General features: G+C 68.6%; 17 protein-coding genes. 10 read left to right on the forward strand and 7 right to left on the reverse strand.

Going from position 1 to position 17,148, the window contains the following annotated elements; genetic code table 11:
- Positions 1–2 precede the first annotated feature (2 nt).
- Together ABZX12_RS32880 and ABZX12_RS32885 are read left to right on the forward strand one after the other, a co-directional pair.
- Entirely contained in the window at positions 3–2,897 is a 2,895-nt protein-coding gene (locus ABZX12_RS32880; RefSeq protein ID WP_355699338.1) for a vitamin B12-dependent ribonucleotide reductase, read from the forward strand.
- A 96-nt stretch (positions 2,898–2,993) separates the two neighbouring features.
- Positions 2,994–4,625, forward strand: coding sequence for a LuxR C-terminal-related transcriptional regulator (locus tag ABZX12_RS32885; RefSeq protein ID WP_355699339.1), 1,632 nt, complete (start codon positions 2,994–2,996; stop codon positions 4,623–4,625).
- A gap of 44 nt (positions 4,626–4,669) precedes the next feature.
- Here the strand turns inward: ABZX12_RS32885 and ABZX12_RS32890 are convergent, their stop codons facing one another.
- The 5 genes from ABZX12_RS32890 to ABZX12_RS32910 form a co-directional block, all read right to left on the reverse strand.
- Positions 4,670–5,053 (reverse strand): hypothetical protein, encoded by a 384-nt coding sequence (locus ABZX12_RS32890; RefSeq protein ID WP_355699340.1) that lies wholly within the window; start codon positions 5,051–5,053, stop codon positions 4,670–4,672.
- Between the two features lie 14 nt (positions 5,054–5,067).
- Complete coding sequence (locus ABZX12_RS32895) at positions 5,068–5,748, reverse strand: hypothetical protein (protein ID WP_355699341.1); 681 nt, start codon at positions 5,746–5,748, stop codon at positions 5,068–5,070.
- Positions 5,745–8,051 (reverse strand): MinD/ParA family protein, encoded by a 2,307-nt coding sequence (locus ABZX12_RS32900; RefSeq protein WP_355699342.1) that lies wholly within the window; start codon positions 8,049–8,051, stop codon positions 5,745–5,747. The genes ABZX12_RS32895 and ABZX12_RS32900 overlap by 4 nt, the downstream gene beginning before the upstream one ends.
- A 112-nt stretch (positions 8,052–8,163) precedes the next feature.
- Entirely contained in the window at positions 8,164–8,361 is a 198-nt protein-coding gene (locus ABZX12_RS32905; RefSeq protein WP_355699343.1) for a hypothetical protein, read from the reverse strand.
- Positions 8,362–8,436: 75 nt separating this feature from the next.
- Positions 8,437–8,628, reverse strand: coding sequence for a hypothetical protein (locus ABZX12_RS32910; protein WP_355699344.1), 192 nt, complete (start codon positions 8,626–8,628; stop codon positions 8,437–8,439).
- A 236-nt stretch (positions 8,629–8,864) separates the two neighbouring features.
- Here ABZX12_RS32910 and ABZX12_RS32915 point away from each other — a divergent pair, with 236 nt between their 5' ends.
- Together ABZX12_RS32915 and ABZX12_RS32920 are read left to right on the forward strand one after the other, a co-directional pair.
- Positions 8,865–9,086: a hypothetical protein gene (locus ABZX12_RS32915; RefSeq protein WP_355699345.1), complete on the forward strand. Its 222-nt coding sequence runs from the start codon at positions 8,865–8,867 to the stop codon at positions 9,084–9,086.
- Positions 9,087–9,785: 699 nt separating this feature from the next.
- A complete protein-coding gene (locus tag ABZX12_RS32920) occupies positions 9,786–10,739 on the forward strand; it encodes a BTAD domain-containing putative transcriptional regulator (RefSeq protein ID WP_355699346.1) in 954 nt (317 codons plus the stop codon).
- A 60-nt stretch (positions 10,740–10,799) separates the two neighbouring features.
- On the opposite strand, the gene ABZX12_RS32925 is transcribed toward ABZX12_RS32920, so the two are convergent.
- A complete protein-coding gene (locus ABZX12_RS32925) occupies positions 10,800–11,624 on the reverse strand; it encodes an aldo/keto reductase (RefSeq protein WP_355699347.1) in 825 nt (274 codons plus the stop codon).
- A 208-nt stretch (positions 11,625–11,832) separates the two neighbouring features.
- Between ABZX12_RS32925 and ABZX12_RS32930 the strand changes: the two genes are divergently transcribed.
- Positions 11,833–12,462, forward strand: a complete 630-nt coding sequence (locus tag ABZX12_RS32930) for a hypothetical protein (protein WP_355699348.1) — start codon at positions 11,833–11,835, stop codon at positions 12,460–12,462.
- A 102-nt stretch (positions 12,463–12,564) separates the two neighbouring features.
- Positions 12,565–13,782 carry a hypothetical protein gene (locus tag ABZX12_RS32935; RefSeq protein ID WP_355699349.1) on the forward strand — a complete coding sequence of 406 codons (1,218 nt, stop codon included), beginning with the start codon at positions 12,565–12,567 and terminating at the stop codon, positions 13,780–13,782.
- 59 nt (positions 13,783–13,841) lie between these two features.
- Here the strand turns inward: ABZX12_RS32935 and ABZX12_RS32940 are convergent, their stop codons facing one another.
- Positions 13,842–14,135, reverse strand: a complete 294-nt coding sequence (locus tag ABZX12_RS32940) for a hypothetical protein (RefSeq protein WP_355699350.1) — start codon at positions 14,133–14,135, stop codon at positions 13,842–13,844.
- Between the two features lie 139 nt (positions 14,136–14,274).
- Between ABZX12_RS32940 and ABZX12_RS32945 the strand changes: the two genes are divergently transcribed.
- The 4 genes from ABZX12_RS32945 to ABZX12_RS32960 all read left to right on the forward strand — a co-directional run bounded on the left by ABZX12_RS32945 (position 14,275) and on the right by ABZX12_RS32960 (position 16,568).
- The gene (locus tag ABZX12_RS32945) at positions 14,275–14,628 is read left to right on the forward strand and encodes an XRE family transcriptional regulator (RefSeq protein WP_355699351.1); all 354 of its coding nucleotides are present in this window, start codon (positions 14,275–14,277) and stop codon (positions 14,626–14,628) included.
- 52 nt (positions 14,629–14,680) lie between these two features.
- A complete protein-coding gene (locus tag ABZX12_RS32950; protein WP_355699352.1) occupies positions 14,681–14,884 on the forward strand; it encodes a KTSC domain-containing protein in 204 nt (67 codons plus the stop codon).
- A gap of 127 nt (positions 14,885–15,011) precedes the next feature.
- On the forward strand, positions 15,012–15,185 hold the full coding sequence (locus ABZX12_RS32955; protein ID WP_355699353.1) for a hypothetical protein: 174 nt from the start codon (positions 15,012–15,014) through the stop codon (positions 15,183–15,185).
- A 72-nt stretch (positions 15,186–15,257) separates the two neighbouring features.
- Complete coding sequence (locus tag ABZX12_RS32960; RefSeq protein WP_355699354.1) at positions 15,258–16,568, forward strand: serine hydrolase domain-containing protein; 1,311 nt, start codon at positions 15,258–15,260, stop codon at positions 16,566–16,568.
- Positions 16,569–17,148: the final 580 nt, after the last annotated feature.

The following is a 17,148-nucleotide window of genomic DNA, read 5'->3' on the forward strand; positions in this document are numbered from 1 at the left end:
TCATGACAGAGACGGTGACCGGCCACTCGGGGTCGACCAAGCGGTCGGCGGCCGGGTTCCGGGGGCGCAAGAACGCGCCCGCGGGACTCACCATCGAGCGAGTCTTCAGCACCGAAGGCGTGCATCCGTACGACGAGGTGACGTGGGAGCGTCGCGATGTCGTGCAGCAGAACTGGAAGACGGGTGAGACGGTCTTCGAGCAGCGCGGGGTGGAGTTCCCCGACTTCTGGAGCGTGAACGCCTCCACCATCGTCACCACGAAGTACTTCCGCGGCGCGCTCGGCCACGACAACCGGGAGTGGAGCCTCAAGCAGCTCCTCGACCGGGTGGTGAAGACCTACCGCAAGGCCGGTGAGGAGCACGGGTACTTCACCACGCCCGCCGACGCCGAGGTCTTCGAGCAGGAGATCACCTGGCTGCTGCTGCACCAGTACTTCAGCTTCAACTCGCCGGTCTGGTTCAACGTCGGGACGTCCTCGCCGCAGCAGGTGTCGGCCTGCTTCATCCTCGCCGTGGACGACTCGATGGAGTCGATCCTGAACTGGTACAAGGAAGAGGGCCTGATCTTCAAGGGCGGCTCGGGCGCCGGCCTGAACCTGTCCCGGATCCGCTCCTCCAAGGAACTGCTCCAGTCCTCCGGCGGCACGGCGTCCGGCCCGGTCAGCTTCATGCGCGGCGCGGACGCGTCGGCCGGCACGATCAAGTCCGGCGGCGCCACCCGGCGCGCGGCGAAGATGGTCGTGCTCGACGTCGACCACCCCGACATCGAGGAGTTCGTCGACACCAAGATGCGCGAGGAGGAGAAGATCCGGGTCCTGCGGGACGCGGGCTTCGACATGGACCTCGGCGGTCGCGACATCACCTCCGTGCAGTACCAGAACGCGAACAACTCGGTCCGGGTGTCGGACGAGTTCATGCGCGCGGTCGAGGAGAAGGGTGAGTTCGGGCTGCGTGCGCGGCTGGACAACTCGGTGATCGAGACCGTCGACGCGCGGGAGCTGTTCGACAAGATCTCCCAGGCCGCCTGGGCCTGCGCCGACCCCGGCCTGCAGTACGACGACACGATCAACGACTGGCACACCACGCCGGAGACGGGCCGGATCACCGCGTCCAACCCGTGCTCGGAGTACATGCACCTGGACAACTCGTCCTGCAACCTCGCCTCGCTGAACCTGATGAAGTTCCTCCGCGACGACGACCTGTTCGACTCGGAGAAGTTCGTCCAGGCCGTCGAGCTGATCATTACCGCGATGGACATCTCGATCTGCTTCGCGGACTTCCCGACCGAGGCGATCGGCGTCACCACCCGCGCGTACCGGCAGCTCGGCATCGGCTATGCGAACCTCGGTGCGTTGCTGATGGCAACGGGCCACGCGTACGACTCCGACGGCGGCCGCGCGCTGGCCGGCGCGATCACCTCGCTGATGACCGGTACGTCGTACAAGCGGTCCGCCGAGCTGGCCGGCATCGTCGGCGCCTACGAGGGCTTCGAGCGCAACAAGGACGCCCACACCCGGGTGATGCGCAAGCACGCCGCGGCGAACGACGCGATCCGGACCGTGCACGAGATCGACAAGGACGTCCAGAAGCACGCCACCGCGGCGTGGGAGGGCGTGCTGAAGATCGGCGCCAAGAACGGCTGGCGGAACGCGCAGGCCTCGGTGCTCGCGCCGACCGGCACCATCGGCTTCATGATGGACTGCGACACCACCGGTATCGAGCCGGACTTCTCGCTGGTCAAGTTCAAGAAGCTGGTCGGCGGCGGTTCGATGCAGATCGTCAACACGACGGTCCCGCGGGCGCTGCGCAAGTACGGCTACACCGAGGAGACGATCGAGGCGATCGTCGAGTACATCTCGGAGCACGGCCACGTCGTGGACGCGCCGGGTCTGAAGCCGGAGCACTACGAGATCTTCGACACCGCGATGGGTGAGCGGGCCATCAAGCCGATGGGCCACGTGCGGATGATGGCGGCGGCGCAGCCGTTCCTGTCCGGCGCGATCTCGAAGACGGTGAACCTGCCGGAGACCGCGACGGTCGAGGAGATCGCCGACGTCTACTTCCAGGGCTGGAAGCTCGGCCTGAAGGCGCTCGCGGTGTACCGCGACAACTGCAAGGTCGGTCAGCCGCTGGCCGACGCGAAGGCGAAGAAGGCTTCGGAGGCTGTTGCGGCCGAGGCTGCCGTCGCGGAGAAGATCGTCGAGAAGATCATCGAGTACCGGCCGACCCGCAAGCGCCTGCCGAAGTCGCGGCCGTCGCGGACCACGTCGTTCACCGTCGGCGGCGCGGAGGGCTACATGACCGCAGGCTCGTACCCGGACGACGGTCTCGGCGAGGTCTTCCTGAAGATGGGCAAGCAGGGCTCGACGCTCGCCGGTGTGATGGACGCCTTCTCGATCGCGATCTCGATCGCGCTGCAGCACGGCGTGCCGCTGGAGACCTACGTCCAGAAGTTCACCAACCTGAAGTTCGAGCCGGCCGGTCTGACCGACGACCCGGACGTCCGGATGGCGCAGTCGATCATGGACTACATCTTCCGCCGGCTGGCGCTGGACTACCTGCCGTTCGACGAGCGGGCCGCGCTGGGCATCTACTCGGCGGAGGAGCGGTCCCGGCAGCTCGACACCGGTTCGTACGAGCCGGTTCCGGTCGAGGTGTCCGAGGCCGAGTCGCTGAAGACGGTCGAGCCGGCCGCCGAGATCGAGAAGCCCGCGTCGGTGGAGGCAGCCTCCGCGAAGCCGGTGAAGGGCGAGGCGCACACCACCGCCGAGATGCTGGAGCTGATCACGGGCACCTCCGTGGACGCCCCGCTCTGCTTCACCTGCGGCACGAAGATGCGCCCGAGCGGCTCCTGCTACGTCTGCGAGGGCTGCGGCAGCACCTCCGGCTGCAGCTGATCCACCGGCCGGTCCAGCCGGCACCAGCTGAAAGCGCCACGGCCCCCGGGAACTTCCCACTTCCCCCGGGGGCCGCAGCGCGTCTACCGTCGAGCTGTGGAGGGGATCGACGGTCTCCTCGCAGCCGGGGAGAACGCCCTCGGCGCCGGGGACTGGGTCGCGGCTCGGGCCGCGTTCGGCGAGTCGGTCACCATCTCGGCAACGGCCCGGGGTCTGGCCGGACTGGGGGACGCCCACTGGTGGCTCGGCGACGTCGGGAGCGCGTTCGCCTGCTGGGAACGGGCCTATGGGTACTACCGTCGGACCGATGCCGCGCAAGCCGTGTTCACGGCGATCGCGCTGAGCTTTCTGTACGACGCCAACCTCGGCGACCGTGCCGCGGCGCGGGGCTGGGCCGCGCGGGCGGTCCGGGTCTCGTCGCAGGTCGGCGATCCGGTGGTGGCTGCGTGGGCGTCGCTCGCGCGGGCGGGTAGTACGGACGACGCGTCGCAGGCCGCCGCGGCGTCCGAGGCGGTGTACGACGTCGCGGTCGAGGCGGGGGATCACGATCTCGAGTTGTGCGCCTTGAGTCTGTGGGGTTCGGCCCTGATCAACCGGGGACACGTGCTCGAGGGCACGGAGTTGCTGGACGAGGCGCTGGCGGGTGCGCTCGGCGGTGAGGGCGCCCGGCTCGACACAGTCGTCTTCACGAGTTGCCTCCTGATGCGCTCCTGCGTCCGCGGCGCCGATTTCCTGCGCGTCGTGCAGTGGACCCGATCGCTCGACGCGTTCATCGAGCGGTACGGCTGCCCGTACCTGCACGCGACCTGCCGGGCGTCGTACGGCGCCGTTCTCGCCTGCACGGGTGATTGGTCGCGGGCCGAGACGGAGCTGTCCGCGGCTGCGGAGCTTGCGCGGGATGCGTTGCCGGCCGTGCAGGCCGAGGCGGCCGCGTTTCTCGCCGATCTTCGTCTGGCGCAGGGGCGATTGCCCGAGGCGCGGCGGCTTCTTGTCGGGTTCGAGGACCGCACCGTCGTACAGCCTGTGCTTGCTGCCGTTCAGTTGGCCGGCGGCGAGCCGGCGGTGGCGAGCTCGCTGATCCGACGTCAGCTCGATCGAGCCACGCCGTTGGAGGAGGCACGGCTGCGGGAAGTGCTCGGTCGGGCCTGTCTGACAACCGGTGACACGGCCGGTGCCGCCGCGGCGGCTGCTCGGCTGACTGCGCTCGGCTCCAAGACCGACAGCGGGCTGATCGCTGCCCGCGGCGCGCGGCTGTGTGGCCTGACCCTGATGGCGGACGGTCGGCAGCGCGACGCAGTGCCGCGGCTCTCGGCGGCGCAGACCTGGTTCGGCTTACTGGAGATGCCGCTCGAGGTCGCACGCACCCGGATGATGCTGGCCGACGCCATGTCTCCCGATGAACCCGCTGCTGCGGTCGCGGAGGCACGGATGGCTCTGGCGGTGTTCGAGGACCTTGGCGCTGCGGTGGATGCCGATGCCGCCGCGGCCTGGCTCCGCGCGGCCGGCGCCGGTGCGGCCCGCCGTGGACCTCGTGGTGTCGCGCTGCTGACGAAGCGCGAGTACGACGTACTTGCCGTACTCGCGGAAGGCCTGCCGAATCCGGAGATCGCTGCCCGGCTGTACATCAGCCGCCGCACCGTCGAGCATCACGTGGCGAGCATCCTGTCCAAGCTCGGCGTGCAAGACCAGACCGAGGCCGCCGCCTGCCTGGCGAGGGCGACCGAATAGGCCGGGCCGCGCCCGCAGCGCCTACTGATCGCTGGGAAGCGCGGTCAGCCGGAGACGTAGCTGACCGCGACGACGCTCGAGCTGCTGCCCTGGTCGACCTTCTTGCCATTGACCACCAGCACGACGCTGATGCCGTCGGCCCCCTTGGTCTTGCGGAGATTGACGGTATACGTCCCCTTCGAGGACCGGACCTGGAAGGTCGCGGAACCACAACCCTGCTTCGTGGTGGTACCGATTCTGCCCGCCCAGCAGGTCCTGTTCGACGTCGTGATCTTGACCGTGCCGCCGGACTGCGCCGTCGGTTTCGGCTTTCCCTTGCTGCTGGTCGACCTGCCGCCGGGCGTCGTGGTGTCGAGCGGCTCGCAGGCGGTCAGGCCGAGCGTGACCAGGGCAGCGACCGTAGGGACGACCCATCGACGAACAGACATGGTGCGACCTCCCGTCAGCCGGTCTCGATCGTGACCTTCGGCGTCACACTGACCGGCTTCAGTTCCTTCCGGACCAGCGCGTCGATCCCGGATGACGCTGGCGTGTTCTTCGCCGCCGCGAGGCGGTCGGCCTTGGTCCGGGACGAGAGCTGAGCCTGGAGCTCATTGGCCAGCGCCTCCAACTGCTGCCGGCCCTGGCGTGAGAATGCGCGATGCTTGCTGGTGACGACCACGAACTGCACGGCGACGGCCGCTGACGTGCACCCACTGCAGGAGGCGTTCACCGCGAAGGCGCGGTTCCGGGCAGCCAGCGTCGTACCGGGCCGGATCACGACGACCTGGACGGAGACGCTCGTCGCGCGACAGTTGCTGCAGCTCGACCACGCGTTGGCGAGGTTGTCCGCTGTCGGCTTCTTCGCCTTGTTCACATAGATCACTTGTACGGCGGCCGCCGTACCCCTGCACCCGTCGCAGGTGGCGGAAGCGCTTGCCACCGCATCAGCTTGCACCCGTTTGCCCCGCGCCCGCTCGACCATGGCGGTGCGGTCGGTGTCCGAACCGCCCGGCGTCCCCGGGTTGGCCGACGCGACCAGATCCAGGTCCTGGCCTTTTCGGAACGTCACCATGCCCGCGGTACCGGTCGCACTCGCGAGAAGGGACGCGATCACCAAGATGACTTCGAATCGCCGGCTCATGACACTCCTTCGGGGGTGGTGGACGGGTCGGTCAGCGTTCCGGTGGTCCAGCGGTTCACTGCAAAGCCGTCGGCGACCAGTTCCGCGAGCTCCAGGTAGGCGTCGCGGGTGCCCGGGCGCAGGTCGTTCAGATCGACCGCGGCGCCGCTGTCCAGTGCTGGATCCCAGGGGATCCGGACTGTTCCGGCGCAGCGGGAGGAGAAGTGGTTCTCGATCTCGTCGAGTTGCAGCCAGCGTTGCCGGCCTCTGGTCGTGTTGATCACCGCGACGGCGGACGCCACCAGGTCGGCGTGCCCGTGCTGGTCCAGCCAGTCCAGCGTCCCGGCCGCGACCCGTGCCCCGTCGAGTGCGGGCGGCATCACGACGACGATCTGGTCCGCCTCACGCAGGATCCCCTGGATGGCGCTGTCGAGAATGCCGGTGCCGGTGTCGACGAGGATCATGTTGTAGTGCTGCGTCAGCAGGTCGAGGACGACCCGGTAGTCCCTGGCTCCCAGGGCCTGACTGATGGTCGGGTCGTCGTCCGACGCGATGACCTCGAGTCGGCTGGGGGACTGCGAGGTGTACTCGCGCAGGTCGGCGTACTTGGTGATGAGGTCGCGTTCCCCCAGAAGGTTGGTGACCGTGGCCGGCGACTCCCGCCGTACCCGGTAGCCGAGCGAACCCGCATCCGGATTGGCGTCCAGCGCGACCACCCGATCTCCGCGGTACATGGCGAGGGTATGGCCGAGCATCAGGGTCGTGGTCGTCTTCCCGGCCCCGCCCTTGCGGCTCAGGGTGACCACGCGCCGCGGACCGCGCAGCGGCGTACGAACGCGATCGATCCGCTCCTGCCGGCGTTGCTCGGCAGGACTGGGACCTACGTTGATCCGGCCGCTCGAGACGAAGTACAGCCCGTGACGCCAGCCATGGCGCGGTGGTGGGAGCCGGTGGTGGAGCATCCGTTCCTCGGTGAACGCGGCCGCGCCGGGGAGTTCGGTGTCCATGGGCTCCTCCTCGGCGGGCTCTGGTGGCTCGGCGTGCCGGGACCGCACCGCGCGTACGACGTGCAGCACCGACCGAACCAGGACGACGCTGAGGCCGACGATCGGGATCGTGATCGCCAGCAGCGAGAGGAACGCGACGACCGCGGCGCCGATCTCACCTGCCGCGGCGAGTCCGCTCGCGCTGCTCCACAGCTCCCCGGAGCGATCCCAGAAGTTCGCGAGGTAGCCCGGCGCGTTCCAGGTGAGGAGTCCGAGCCCGATGAGCAGCGCCGGCACGGTGATGAGCACCCACGTCGTGACGACCACTCGGGTGCGCAGCCGCAGTTGAGCGACGCCGGCGGCGGCGTGACCTCCGGGGAGGAGACTCCACAGGATGGGCCGGACGTGGCCGAACAGGTTCGGCACTCCGGCGAGATCGCCGAGGATGTAATAGCCGTCGAACCGGACGATGGGCAGCAGCTGCTGAGCGATCTCCAGGTGGGACAGGGCGATGATCGCCAGCAGCGGGGTCCATCCGGTCCGCAGATAGAGGCCGGCCGAGGCGACGATGAACACCGCGTTGAAGTAGACCCCACCCAGGTCGGTTCGTAAACGGCCGGCGCGGTTCAGCCGGTACGCGGTGGTGACGTTGGTGTAGAAGGCGGGAATCCACAGATAGATGCCGACGCCGATGCGTCCCGGCTTGGCTCCGCCGTAATGGCAGCCGGCCGCGTGCCCGAACTCGTGGAACAGCGTTGCCGCGAGCAACAAGATCAGTACGGCGATGACGCCGGCCGGTTCGACCAGTGCGGCGAACACGTCGGAAGGCGCCATGCTGCTCACGATCCAGACGTCGAACGCGAGGACCGACGCCAGGACCGCGACGATGACCGGGAGGTGGAACAGCGGCGCGAGGACGCGTGCGATCACCCGGACCGGACCGGCCGGCAGCAGGACGCCGCGGACGCTCAGCGCCAGCAGTGGATCCGCCTTGCGCTGCCCGACCGGCGCACCGTTCCACAGCGCGACCAGGCCGGACGGTCCGAGCTTTTCCTGGATGAGCTTGATCAGGTCGTCGGGATCGAGCCGGTGACCGTACTCCCGGCTGACCCGATCGGCCAGCAGGTCGGTCGACGCATGCCCGTCGGCGTTCTCCACGATCAGGTAGAGCAGCTTCGTGAGCAGGACCATCTGCCGGTCGGCCCGCTCGGCCAGGTACCGCTCGTCCCGGAACCCGGAGCCCTCGTACCGCCCGAGCAGCCGCACGCCGGCCACTCGGCGCGGCCTCGGCCCACCTCGTACCGGCACCGTGCGAATGCCGCTCTCGGTCGCAGTCACGACCCCCGCCCCCTACCGTTGCCTCGCGTTCCCCCGGAGACCGCCCGCACGCACCCGCCCGCCGCGGCGGGCGCCGGGCGGGAACGTGATGCCGCTGGAACCAGCCCTGGCGCTAGCGCTGGAAGGCGGCCACATGCTGCAGGGCAATGGCGGTCGCGTTGGAGCCGACCGATGCGGCGTTCACCGCGATCGCCAGGTTGACAGCTGTGATGTTGGTGATGTTGATCAGTGCCAACGCCTCCCGGGCCGGGAGCAGCTCGGCTGACTGGCCGGCCATTTCCGTCCGGGAGATCCTGCCGAGATCCGTCATCGAAACCCCCTCGGTACTGCGGCGTGCGGACGGCGAACTCGATGCTCACCGCCCGCACACCCCGTTCCGGCGCTGTCAGCGCTGCTTGACCACGATCGTCTGGAAGGCCGCGGCCTTGGCCACCGACCAGTACGACGACGCGTTCAGCGCGACCGCCGTGTTGGACGCGTAGATGTTCGCCCAGTTGTAACCGCCCAGCGCCTCCCGTTCCGGAAGTACCTGGCATTCCTCCAGGTCGAGCTCTACCGCCGTCAGTTTCTCGTTCATGAGTCACCCCCTCCGTGCGATCCGGTGCTCCCAGTCAGTGGATTCCGGGCCGCATGATCGCAGCGCTGTCACATCGCTGTCCCGGCGTTGTCCCGGCGTTGTCACAGCGTTGTCAGGAATGCAGTGTCGACGTAACCGCCGGGATCGAGGGATCGTTGCCTCATCGTGGGTCTTCCGGTTGTCCGTGCTGGGCACGGCGCGAGGCAGCGGTCAATCGGCCCGTGGGGGAGTGGATCATGACCGATCAGATGCAGTCCGGGGGCGGTTCCGTGCCCTACGCGGCGGCGATGGTCATCCGGGTCTGGCGGGAGTCCGACGCGGCGACCGGCTTGCGCGCTCGCATCACCCAGGTGTCCGACCTTGGAGGAGAGGTCGAAACGACCGTGGTGGTGACGTCCGCGGAGGCGGTCTACGACGAAGTCCGAGCCTGGCTCGAGGCCTTCGTCGGGCGAACCTGAGTCTTGACAACCGGCCGGTCCTGGCCAATGGTGCAAGGAAGTACGTGGCGGTTGGTGGTTCGGCCGTTACACACAGCGGGGACAGATTGCGAGCAACACAGCCGTGGGGCAGGCTCGTCCGACGCGCGCCGCCTCAGCGAGGGGGGCCGTGCGATGCGAACATTCCTGCGAGGTGAGCTACGCCTGCAATTGCTGGGCGACTGGCTCCTGACGGTCACGGACCCGGCAACCACACCATCGCCCTCCGTTGCAGAGAACGGCTCTCCCGCCCCACCACCCAACGGTCGGCCCGGCGTGGGACCGAACGGTTGGCCCGCCCAAGGGTCGAACGGTCCGCCTGGTGCGGGTTCGAACGGTTCGCCCGGCCCGGCAGTCGATGTTCGGCCCGGCGTGGGGCCGAACGGTTGGCCCGCCCAAGGGTCGAACGGTTCGCCCGGCCCGGCAACCAACCGCCGGCCGCGCCCGGCAGCCGACGGCTGGCCGGGCCCGGGGCCAAACGGTTGGCCTGCCGCGGGGCCTGACGGGTGGCCTGCCGCGGGGCCTGACGGCTCATCCGCGCCGGCACCGAACAGGCTCCCGGCCTCGGCACCGAACGGGTTCCCCGCCGCCGCGGTTGACGGTCCCACTGACCTGTCGTCGCCCGCCTCTGGCAGCGACCCCAGCCGCGTGACGGCGCCGGCCAACGGTTCAGCAGCGCCGGTGCACGACGGATCTCACGAGAGCCGACCCGATCACGTGTTCGCTCAGGGCTACGACGGACCTCTCACAGCCGGAGACGACTCTTCCGCCGCGACGTACCGCGACGGTTCGGCCGCGATGTATCCCGACCGCTCCTTGGAGCACCCGTCGTACGGCCCCTCTCCCAACCTGTCCCACGGCTACTCGGCCGCCGCACATTCCGCGTACGACCGCCTTCCCACACCTCTCGCGCGGCAGGCCGGCGACGGTTCCGCGCCGACGATGCGGCAGATCGATCTGCCGGCGGGACCCAAGAACCTGATCGCCCTACTCGCGCTCAACGGCCGGTGTGCCAGGACCCACGCAGCCGCGACCCTCTGGCCGGACTGCACCGACGACGTAGCCGCAGCTCGTCTCCGCGCCGTCCTCTGGCGCCTCCGGCACCGGCACGTCGGCGTACCGCCCCTGCTCGAGATCGGCGACTCCTCCCTGGCTCTGACCGACGCGGTCACCGTCGACGTCGACCGCTTCCGCAACGGCGCCGAGCTGCTCATCCGCGACCCCGACAACGGCAGCACCGAAGCCGAGGACGCCGCCGACGCGGTCTTGCACTCCGCCGAACTGCTACCCGGCTGGTACGACGACTGGGTCCTGGCCGCTCGGGAACGCCTGCAGTACCTTCGCCTGGGCGCACTCGACGCTCTCGCCACCCGCCGCCGGAAACAGGGTCGTACGCACGAAACCCTCGAGGCCGCCCGCGCCGCAATCAGCGTCGAGCCGCTCCACGAGAGTGCCCACCGCACGATCGTCCGAACCCATCTCGACAACGGCGACATCGTCGAAGCCATCAAGCACTACCACCGCTTCGAAGCCATGCTCGACCGAGAACTGGGCCTGCCGCCCAGCCCTCTCTTCCTCGAGCTGGTCGGCCCCTATCTGGCGCTCTCGTCCCACAGACCCGCCCACCCAGACTGACGATCCCGCCAGCGGGCCGGCCCAAGCTGCGCCGGATCAGACTGCCCGGGAGATCAGCGATCAGTGACCGGTGTGATCGGAGTCCGCGGGCGGCCGGGCGGTTCCGTCGAGGCTGGCCAGCGCGGACAGCTCGCCGTCGGTCAGGTCGAAGTCGAAGATCGCCAGGTTCTCCGCAAGCCGCCCGCGATCGGCCGACTTCGGGATCGGTACGACGTCCTGCTGCGCCTCCCACCGCAGAACGACCTGTCCCGCCGACCGCTCGTGAGCCTTCGCGATCTGCTGCACCGTCGGGTGACTGAGCAGGTCGGTCCCTTTCCCGAGCGGACTCCATGCTTCGGTGACGATCCCGTGCGCCGCATGGAACTCCCGCTCCGCCGCCTTCGCCCACACCGGGCTCAGCTGGACCTGGTTCACCTCGGGCGCGACGCCGGTCTCGTCGATCAGCCGTTGCAGGTGCGCCGGCTTGAAGTTCGACGTACCGATCGCGCGCACCAGACCCGCTTCGCGAAGCGTGATGAGCCCCTGCCACGCCTCGACGTACCTGTCCTGCCCGGGGTTGGGCCAGTGGATGAGCAGGAGATCCAGGTACTCGACGCCGAGTTTCTCCGCGCTCGCCTCGAACGCCTGACGCGCGCCGTCGACGCTGTGCCAGCGCTCGTTGAACTTCGACGTCACGAACACCTCGTCGCGCGGGGCGTTCTTCAGCGCCCGGCCGACGCCGGTCTCGTTGCGGTAGTTCTCCGCGGTGTCGATCAGGCGATACCCGAGCTCGAGCGCCGTGCCGACCGCCCGCTCGGCGTCCGCGTCGTTCATCGGCGACGTCCCGAGCCCGATCCGCGGCATCGCGGCCCCGTGACTCAGTGTGACCGTCGGAACCTGATTCATCGGTTTCCTCCTTCGGCGTCCGTGCCCGGCCCACGATAGGCCGGTCACGGTCCGCACCGGTTTCCGCGGCCTCCGATCCGCCGTACGACGTACGGTTCGGGCGGGCCGTCTCAGCACCGCGCCACCCGCGCGCGAACTGTCGGAGCTGTGGTTCATCATGGTGCGACGGGCCGCGAAAAGTGGGGAAAAGCGTTGGAGGGGTGGGCTTATGAAGAACCGGCTGATCACTCTGGTCGATCTGGGTCTGGACAGTTCGTTCGACGCCTCGATGTCGTTCGTCCAGGGCATCACCGGCAACATCAACGCCGGCTGGGACCGCCCGTACCTCGATGTCAACTTCGTCCGGACCCGGGACCACGAGACCGCGTTCTCGGCTCTCACCACCCCGTCGACCGTCCTGCACGTGATGGCACACGGTGACCACAGCGAGGAGCCGTCGTTCCTGTCCACCGACGGTGAGACCCAGGTGTCGCTGCGGTCGCTCGCCGACTGGTTCCTCGATCACCAGTGGGGTATCGCCAGCGGCGTCGTGATCGCCGACGGCTGCAAGACCGGCATCGGCAAGTGGCAACGCGCGATCCGCGACTGCATCCAGGACGACATCACCTACATCGGCACGAGCACGGTCATCGGGTGGTATGAAGCCACCGTCTTCTGCTCCGCCTTCTACGGCGCTCTGGTCCGCAACCGCGGCCTCGGCCGGACTCCCGCCGAGCAAGGGTGGGACGCCGCCAACCGAGCCATCCGGGCCTACGAAACCCTCACCGACCAACGCTGCCCCTACAAACCCGTCCTCCTGACTCCTTCCCGCCAGGCCCTGCGCTCGCTCACCGGCTGACCGACACGCAGAGCAAGCGCCACGCTCCGCAGCCCATGGGAAACTTTCTGTGGACTTGGTCCACCTGCTGACGTCCGCCCGACGCGGTGAAGGAACGGCGCCATGAAGCTGCATCGGAACTCCCTCCTCACCGCTGCCGCGATCGTGCTGGTTCTGTACGTCGTTTCGCTGATCGCCGGTCTGCCGGCGTGGGCGGCTGTCGTGCTGATCGTGGTGCTGCTGGTGTTGCTGGCCGTTGTGTGGAAACAGCCCGACGAGCCCCGGCCCGTGGTCACCAAGCCGGCGCCGACGCCTCACGTCGTCCTCCCGGACCCGGAGCCGGTCTTCTCCGGGCCGCCGTCGAGGACGGTCGCCGACGTACGGTTGCCGTCGGCCTCTCCGGACTTCCAGTTCAGCTTCTCGGCGATCGTGCAGTGGTCGACGGTCCTGTCGGGTTCGCGTCACGCGGACCTCGGCGCGGTCGCGGTCGATGCCTTGCTGCACAGGGCGCGATCGCTCACCGCCCGGCAGCAGGTGACGGAGGAATCCCTCAACCAGCACCGCCTGGCCGCGCTCCTCGGCGAGCCCGCGCTGGACGAGAAGGGCCTGGTCCGCAGTTGGGCCACCGAGGTGAGGCTCAGGCTGCCGGATGCGGACCAGAAACACCTGCAGCACCTCGCCGCGCTGCACCGGCGTGAGCAGACCACGCTGCTCGAACGCCGTATGGAGCAGGACAAACGCGCCTACCTGAAGGACGACGTCTTCGCCACGCCGGGATCGGCCGCGGTCTGGTGGATGGTGAACCACCCGGGCGAGGTCGAGAACGCACTCGGCCTCCTCGACACTCTCGCCGAACTGTCGGCCGCGGCGAACGACCTCCCGGTACGGCGGACCGCTGCCGAGGAGATCGAACGCCGACGGCCGACCCGCGCCGAACTCGCCTTCAGCACGGCAGTCGAGGAACTGACCGACACCGACCAGGACGAAGCCAGGCCCGACCGGGCCAGCTCGGCCAGCACGCCCGAGCAGCGCCCGATCCCACGACACGGCGGTCACGAAACCCGTCCCATCGACCAGAACGATCCCGCTCTCGACCAGAACGGTTCCGCCGCCGGGCAGAACGGTTCCGCTCTCGAGCAGCCCGGCTCCGCCCTCGAGCGAAACGGCTCCGCGCCTGAACAGAACGGCTCCGCCGGCAAGGAGGCTCGCTCCGCCCTCGAGCGCGATGATTCGGCGCCCGACTACGCCCCCTCCACCGTCGAGCAGGCCCGCTCCGCCCCCGAGCAGAACGGTTCCGCACCGGCGGAAGCGGCGTACCGGGAGCAGTTCTTCACCGAGTAGGCCGGTGAGGCGGGCTGTCTGCAGGGTGGGCCCGCCCCACCGGAGTCGACCGCGCATGCCTACTCGTCCAGCCAGCGGATCACAGTCGCCCCGTTGTGACCGTGAATCGTGAGCAACGCGTCGATCCCGTCCTGCCACACGGTCGTCGTCGGGTAGTTGCCGCCCCAGCGCAGCGCGACCGTGCCGTCGCTCCATTCGATCCCCTCGGCGACGACGCCCGTACCGCTGACGCCGGAGATGTCGCGGTGGCGCACCAGCTCGAAGCGGCGTGGTCCGGGCGTGTGTGCGACGCGCAGATGACGCTGTCTGGTGGTGCGCAGCAGCGTCGCGGTTCTCCCGCTGATCTCGTCCATGAGGCAAGTCAACGCGTGGTCCGGCGTCCTCACCAGGAACTCAACCGGTATCCACAGCGCACAAATTCTGCCCACCAGCGGTGACCGAAACACCATATTCTCATTGCAGGGAGTAATCGACCTGGAAGGAGCGGCACGGATGACAGTCATCGAGGAATGGACCGGCCGGCACGCGCACGCCCTGCGTACGGCGCTCCGGCTGACGAACGAAGCCTTCGCCGAGCAGCTCGGAATATCGCCGCGCACGCTCACCAAATGGCGCGAGAGACCAGAGGTCGTGCCCAGCCCCTATCTCCAGCAGGCACTCGATACCTACCTCGAGAAGGCACCGCCCGACGCTCATGTCCGGTTCGCCGCCAACCTCGGGCTGGAGCGCGCCGGCGGGCCGCTCGACAACGCTGTGTTGACCGAGCTCAACACGGCGCTCGGCGACCTGACCCGCGCGCTGGCACGCCTCCAGGCGCAGGACCCCGAGCGATCTGCGTCATCGTGACCGCCGGGGCAGGCAGACTGGGCGGCTGAGCGCGTGCGGAAGGAGCCCGCGGATGAGGCGACGCCCGGTGAACTCGTCGAGTGTGCGATCGGTCGGATGGTCCGACGGGACGCTGGAGCTCGAGTACGTCAACGGCTACGTCTACCAGTACTTGGACGTTCCGCAGCCGGAGTATGCGGCGCTCATGGCCGCGCCGAGCATCGGCTCGTACGTCAACAAACACATCAAGCCGTACTACGACGTTCGCGAACTCTGAGTTTCCGCTCGTTTCCCGACGGGCACTTGGGAGGCGTTCACACGGGGGTGTGCGCCCAACCCTGGAGGTGAACATGCGCACTCGTAGGTCCTCTGCGACAGGTTCCCGAGCTGTTGCGATCATTGCCGTGGTCTGGCTGTTGATCGGTTTCGCGGCCGCCGCGCAACGCAACTACTTCGCAGGCTCCGACGCGACCTGCGCCAGAGTCGGCACCACGCTGGTGACGATCGTGGCGGGCCCGCTCAACTACATCGGCGCCAACCCGAAGATCGACTGCTCGGCGCCGCAGCCGTCGCGATAACGGCTGCCGCGAGCCCTGTCCGCCGTACTGTCGCTGCGAGGGGTTCCGACGGAACCGGCGAGGGGCAGGAACATGTTGCGCGGTGGAATCGAAGCCGATCTGGACGAGTTCGGTGTGCCGGGTGCGAGCTGGGTCGTGTTCGAGGACGATGCGGTCGCCGAGACTGGGACAGCCGGCGTCGTCGAGGTGGCGGGTGGACCTGTCACGCCGAGGACGCTGTTCCAGGCGGCCTCGATCAGCAAGCCGATCGCCGTGCTGGCGATGCTGAGGCTGGTCGATCGCGGCCTTCTGGACCTCGACGAGGACGTGAATCGCAAGCTGACGTCCTGGCAGGTTCCGCCGGTCGGTCAATGGCAGCCCGCGGTCACGCTTCGTCAGCTGGCGAGCCATAGCGCCGGCCTGACGGTCTCCGGGTTTCCGGGATACACGCGGGACGCGGCGTTGCCGGCGACAACACAGATCCTCGACGGCGTGCGGCCGGCCACGAACATCGGCGTACGCGTCGACCTCGTGCCGGGAACGCAGTTCCGGTACTCCGGGGGCGGCACCACGGTGATCCAGCAACTGCTGGAGGACGTGACAGGTACGCCGTTCCGCGAGCTCATGCAGGATCTAGTGCTGCAACCGCTCGGCATGTCCGACAGCGACTACGCGCAACCGCTTCCACAGGAGCTGCACCCGACAGCGGCTACTGGACACGACGAGGCTGGCCGTCCGCTGGACGGGAAGTGGGACGTGTATCCGCAGCTGGCGGCCGCGGGGCTCTGGACGACACCGACGGACCTGGCGAAGTTCGCCCTAGGTGTGCAGCGTGCGTACGCCGGGGCGGATGACGCGGTGCTATCGGTCGAGCTCGCGACGGAGATGCTGACTCCACAGATCGCAGCGACCTCACGCATCGGCGGGCTGAACCACCTGGGCCTCGGCCTGTTTCTGGACGACTCGGGCAGCCGCTACGGCCACAGTGGCGGCAACGCAGGTTTCTGCTGCCACATGTTGGCGCACCGCGACACCCGGCAGGGCGCTGTGGTGATGACCAACGGGGATGGGGGGACATGGGTCGTACTGCGTGCGTTCGCCGCCATCGCATCCGCGTACGGATGGTCCGGCTACCCGGATGAGCTCGAGGACCCCGATCTGCCGACAGATGATCAGCTGGGGGCGCTGGCGGGTTCGTATTCCCTGGGCAACGCGACGACCTTCGTGGTGGAGCCGGTGGCGCGGGGGCTGGGAGTGCGGTTCGACCGGCAGCCGCCGCTGCAGTTCAGAGCGCTGTCTTCGGAGCGGTTCGCCGGAGACGGCGTCGACGTACAACTCGAGGTCCGGGACGGCGGTCTGGTGCTTCGGCAGGGCGGTGCGGAGTTCGTCTGCGTCCGGGAATAGGTCGTGGGGGAGGGCGGTTACACCTGATGCCGTCCGGAACATGACCCCGGGCCTCAACTTCAGCCGCTACGAGCGGCCACTCGCCGAGAGGCGTCTGCTGGGCGGTGCAGTGCGTGACAGGTGGGAGCCGATCCGGCTCCCACCGTGTCGTTCCCGAGGTCGTCCCACGAAAACGACTTGCGTGGGTGCGGCATCATAGAAGTGTCGCTCGCGGAGACGCGTGCGAGTGGAGTGACCAGAGGGTCAGTACTGCTTCCCTCGACGCCGGGAGACCGGTGCCGAGGGAAGGTGCCGGCAGGCTCGGACGAGGGTCCGGGACCCCGATTTGCATCTGCACCGCGAATGTCAGTAATGTCCTTCTTGTTGGAGCGAGGCGCAGGACGCGGAAGCGGCCGGCCCTCCGACAAACTCCCTGAAGGTCTCGGAAGCCGAAACACGCCTCGGCGGGTTTCGGGTACTGGGTCGTGTAGGGAGGCTGGTTCGAAGAGGGCCGATTTGACCGGCTCGAAGCGGAACAGTAAAGTTTGGCGGGTTGCCCCGGGGCTTCGAACGAAAGTGAGAAGCGCGGTGTGCGTCCGAT

It is taken from the genome of Kribbella sp. NPDC003505 (genome assembly GCF_040610875.1).
Classification (GTDB): Bacteria; Actinomycetota; Actinomycetes; order Propionibacteriales; family Kribbellaceae; genus Kribbella.

Excerpts from the sequence above, each read along its gene's own strand:
- ABZX12_RS32880 (WP_355699338.1), top strand. The coding sequence starts at position 3 with ATGACAGAGACGGTGACCGGCCACTCGGGGTCGACCAAGCGGTCGGCG.
- ABZX12_RS32890 (WP_355699340.1), bottom strand. The coding sequence starts at position 5,053 with ATGTCTGTTCGTCGATGGGTCGTCCCTACGGTCGCTGCCCTGGTCACG.
- ABZX12_RS32895 (WP_355699341.1), bottom strand. The coding sequence starts at position 5,748 with ATGAGCCGGCGATTCGAAGTCATCTTGGTGATCGCGTCCCTTCTCGCG.
- ABZX12_RS32905 (WP_355699343.1), bottom strand. The coding sequence starts at position 8,361 with ATGACGGATCTCGGCAGGATCTCCCGGACGGAAATGGCCGGCCAGTCA.
- ABZX12_RS32910 (WP_355699344.1), bottom strand. The coding sequence starts at position 8,628 with ATGAACGAGAAACTGACGGCGGTAGAGCTCGACCTGGAGGAATGCCAG.
- ABZX12_RS32915 (WP_355699345.1), top strand. The coding sequence starts at position 8,865 with ATGACCGATCAGATGCAGTCCGGGGGCGGTTCCGTGCCCTACGCGGCG.
- ABZX12_RS32925 (WP_355699347.1), bottom strand. The coding sequence starts at position 11,624 with ATGAATCAGGTTCCGACGGTCACACTGAGTCACGGGGCCGCGATGCCG.
- ABZX12_RS32930 (WP_355699348.1), top strand. The coding sequence starts at position 11,833 with ATGAAGAACCGGCTGATCACTCTGGTCGATCTGGGTCTGGACAGTTCG.
- ABZX12_RS32935 (WP_355699349.1), top strand. The coding sequence starts at position 12,565 with ATGAAGCTGCATCGGAACTCCCTCCTCACCGCTGCCGCGATCGTGCTG.
- ABZX12_RS32940 (WP_355699350.1), bottom strand. The coding sequence starts at position 14,135 with ATGGACGAGATCAGCGGGAGAACCGCGACGCTGCTGCGCACCACCAGA.
- ABZX12_RS32945 (WP_355699351.1), top strand. The coding sequence starts at position 14,275 with ATGACAGTCATCGAGGAATGGACCGGCCGGCACGCGCACGCCCTGCGT.
- ABZX12_RS32950 (WP_355699352.1), top strand. The coding sequence starts at position 14,681 with ATGAGGCGACGCCCGGTGAACTCGTCGAGTGTGCGATCGGTCGGATGG.
- ABZX12_RS32960 (WP_355699354.1), top strand. The coding sequence starts at position 15,258 with ATGTTGCGCGGTGGAATCGAAGCCGATCTGGACGAGTTCGGTGTGCCG.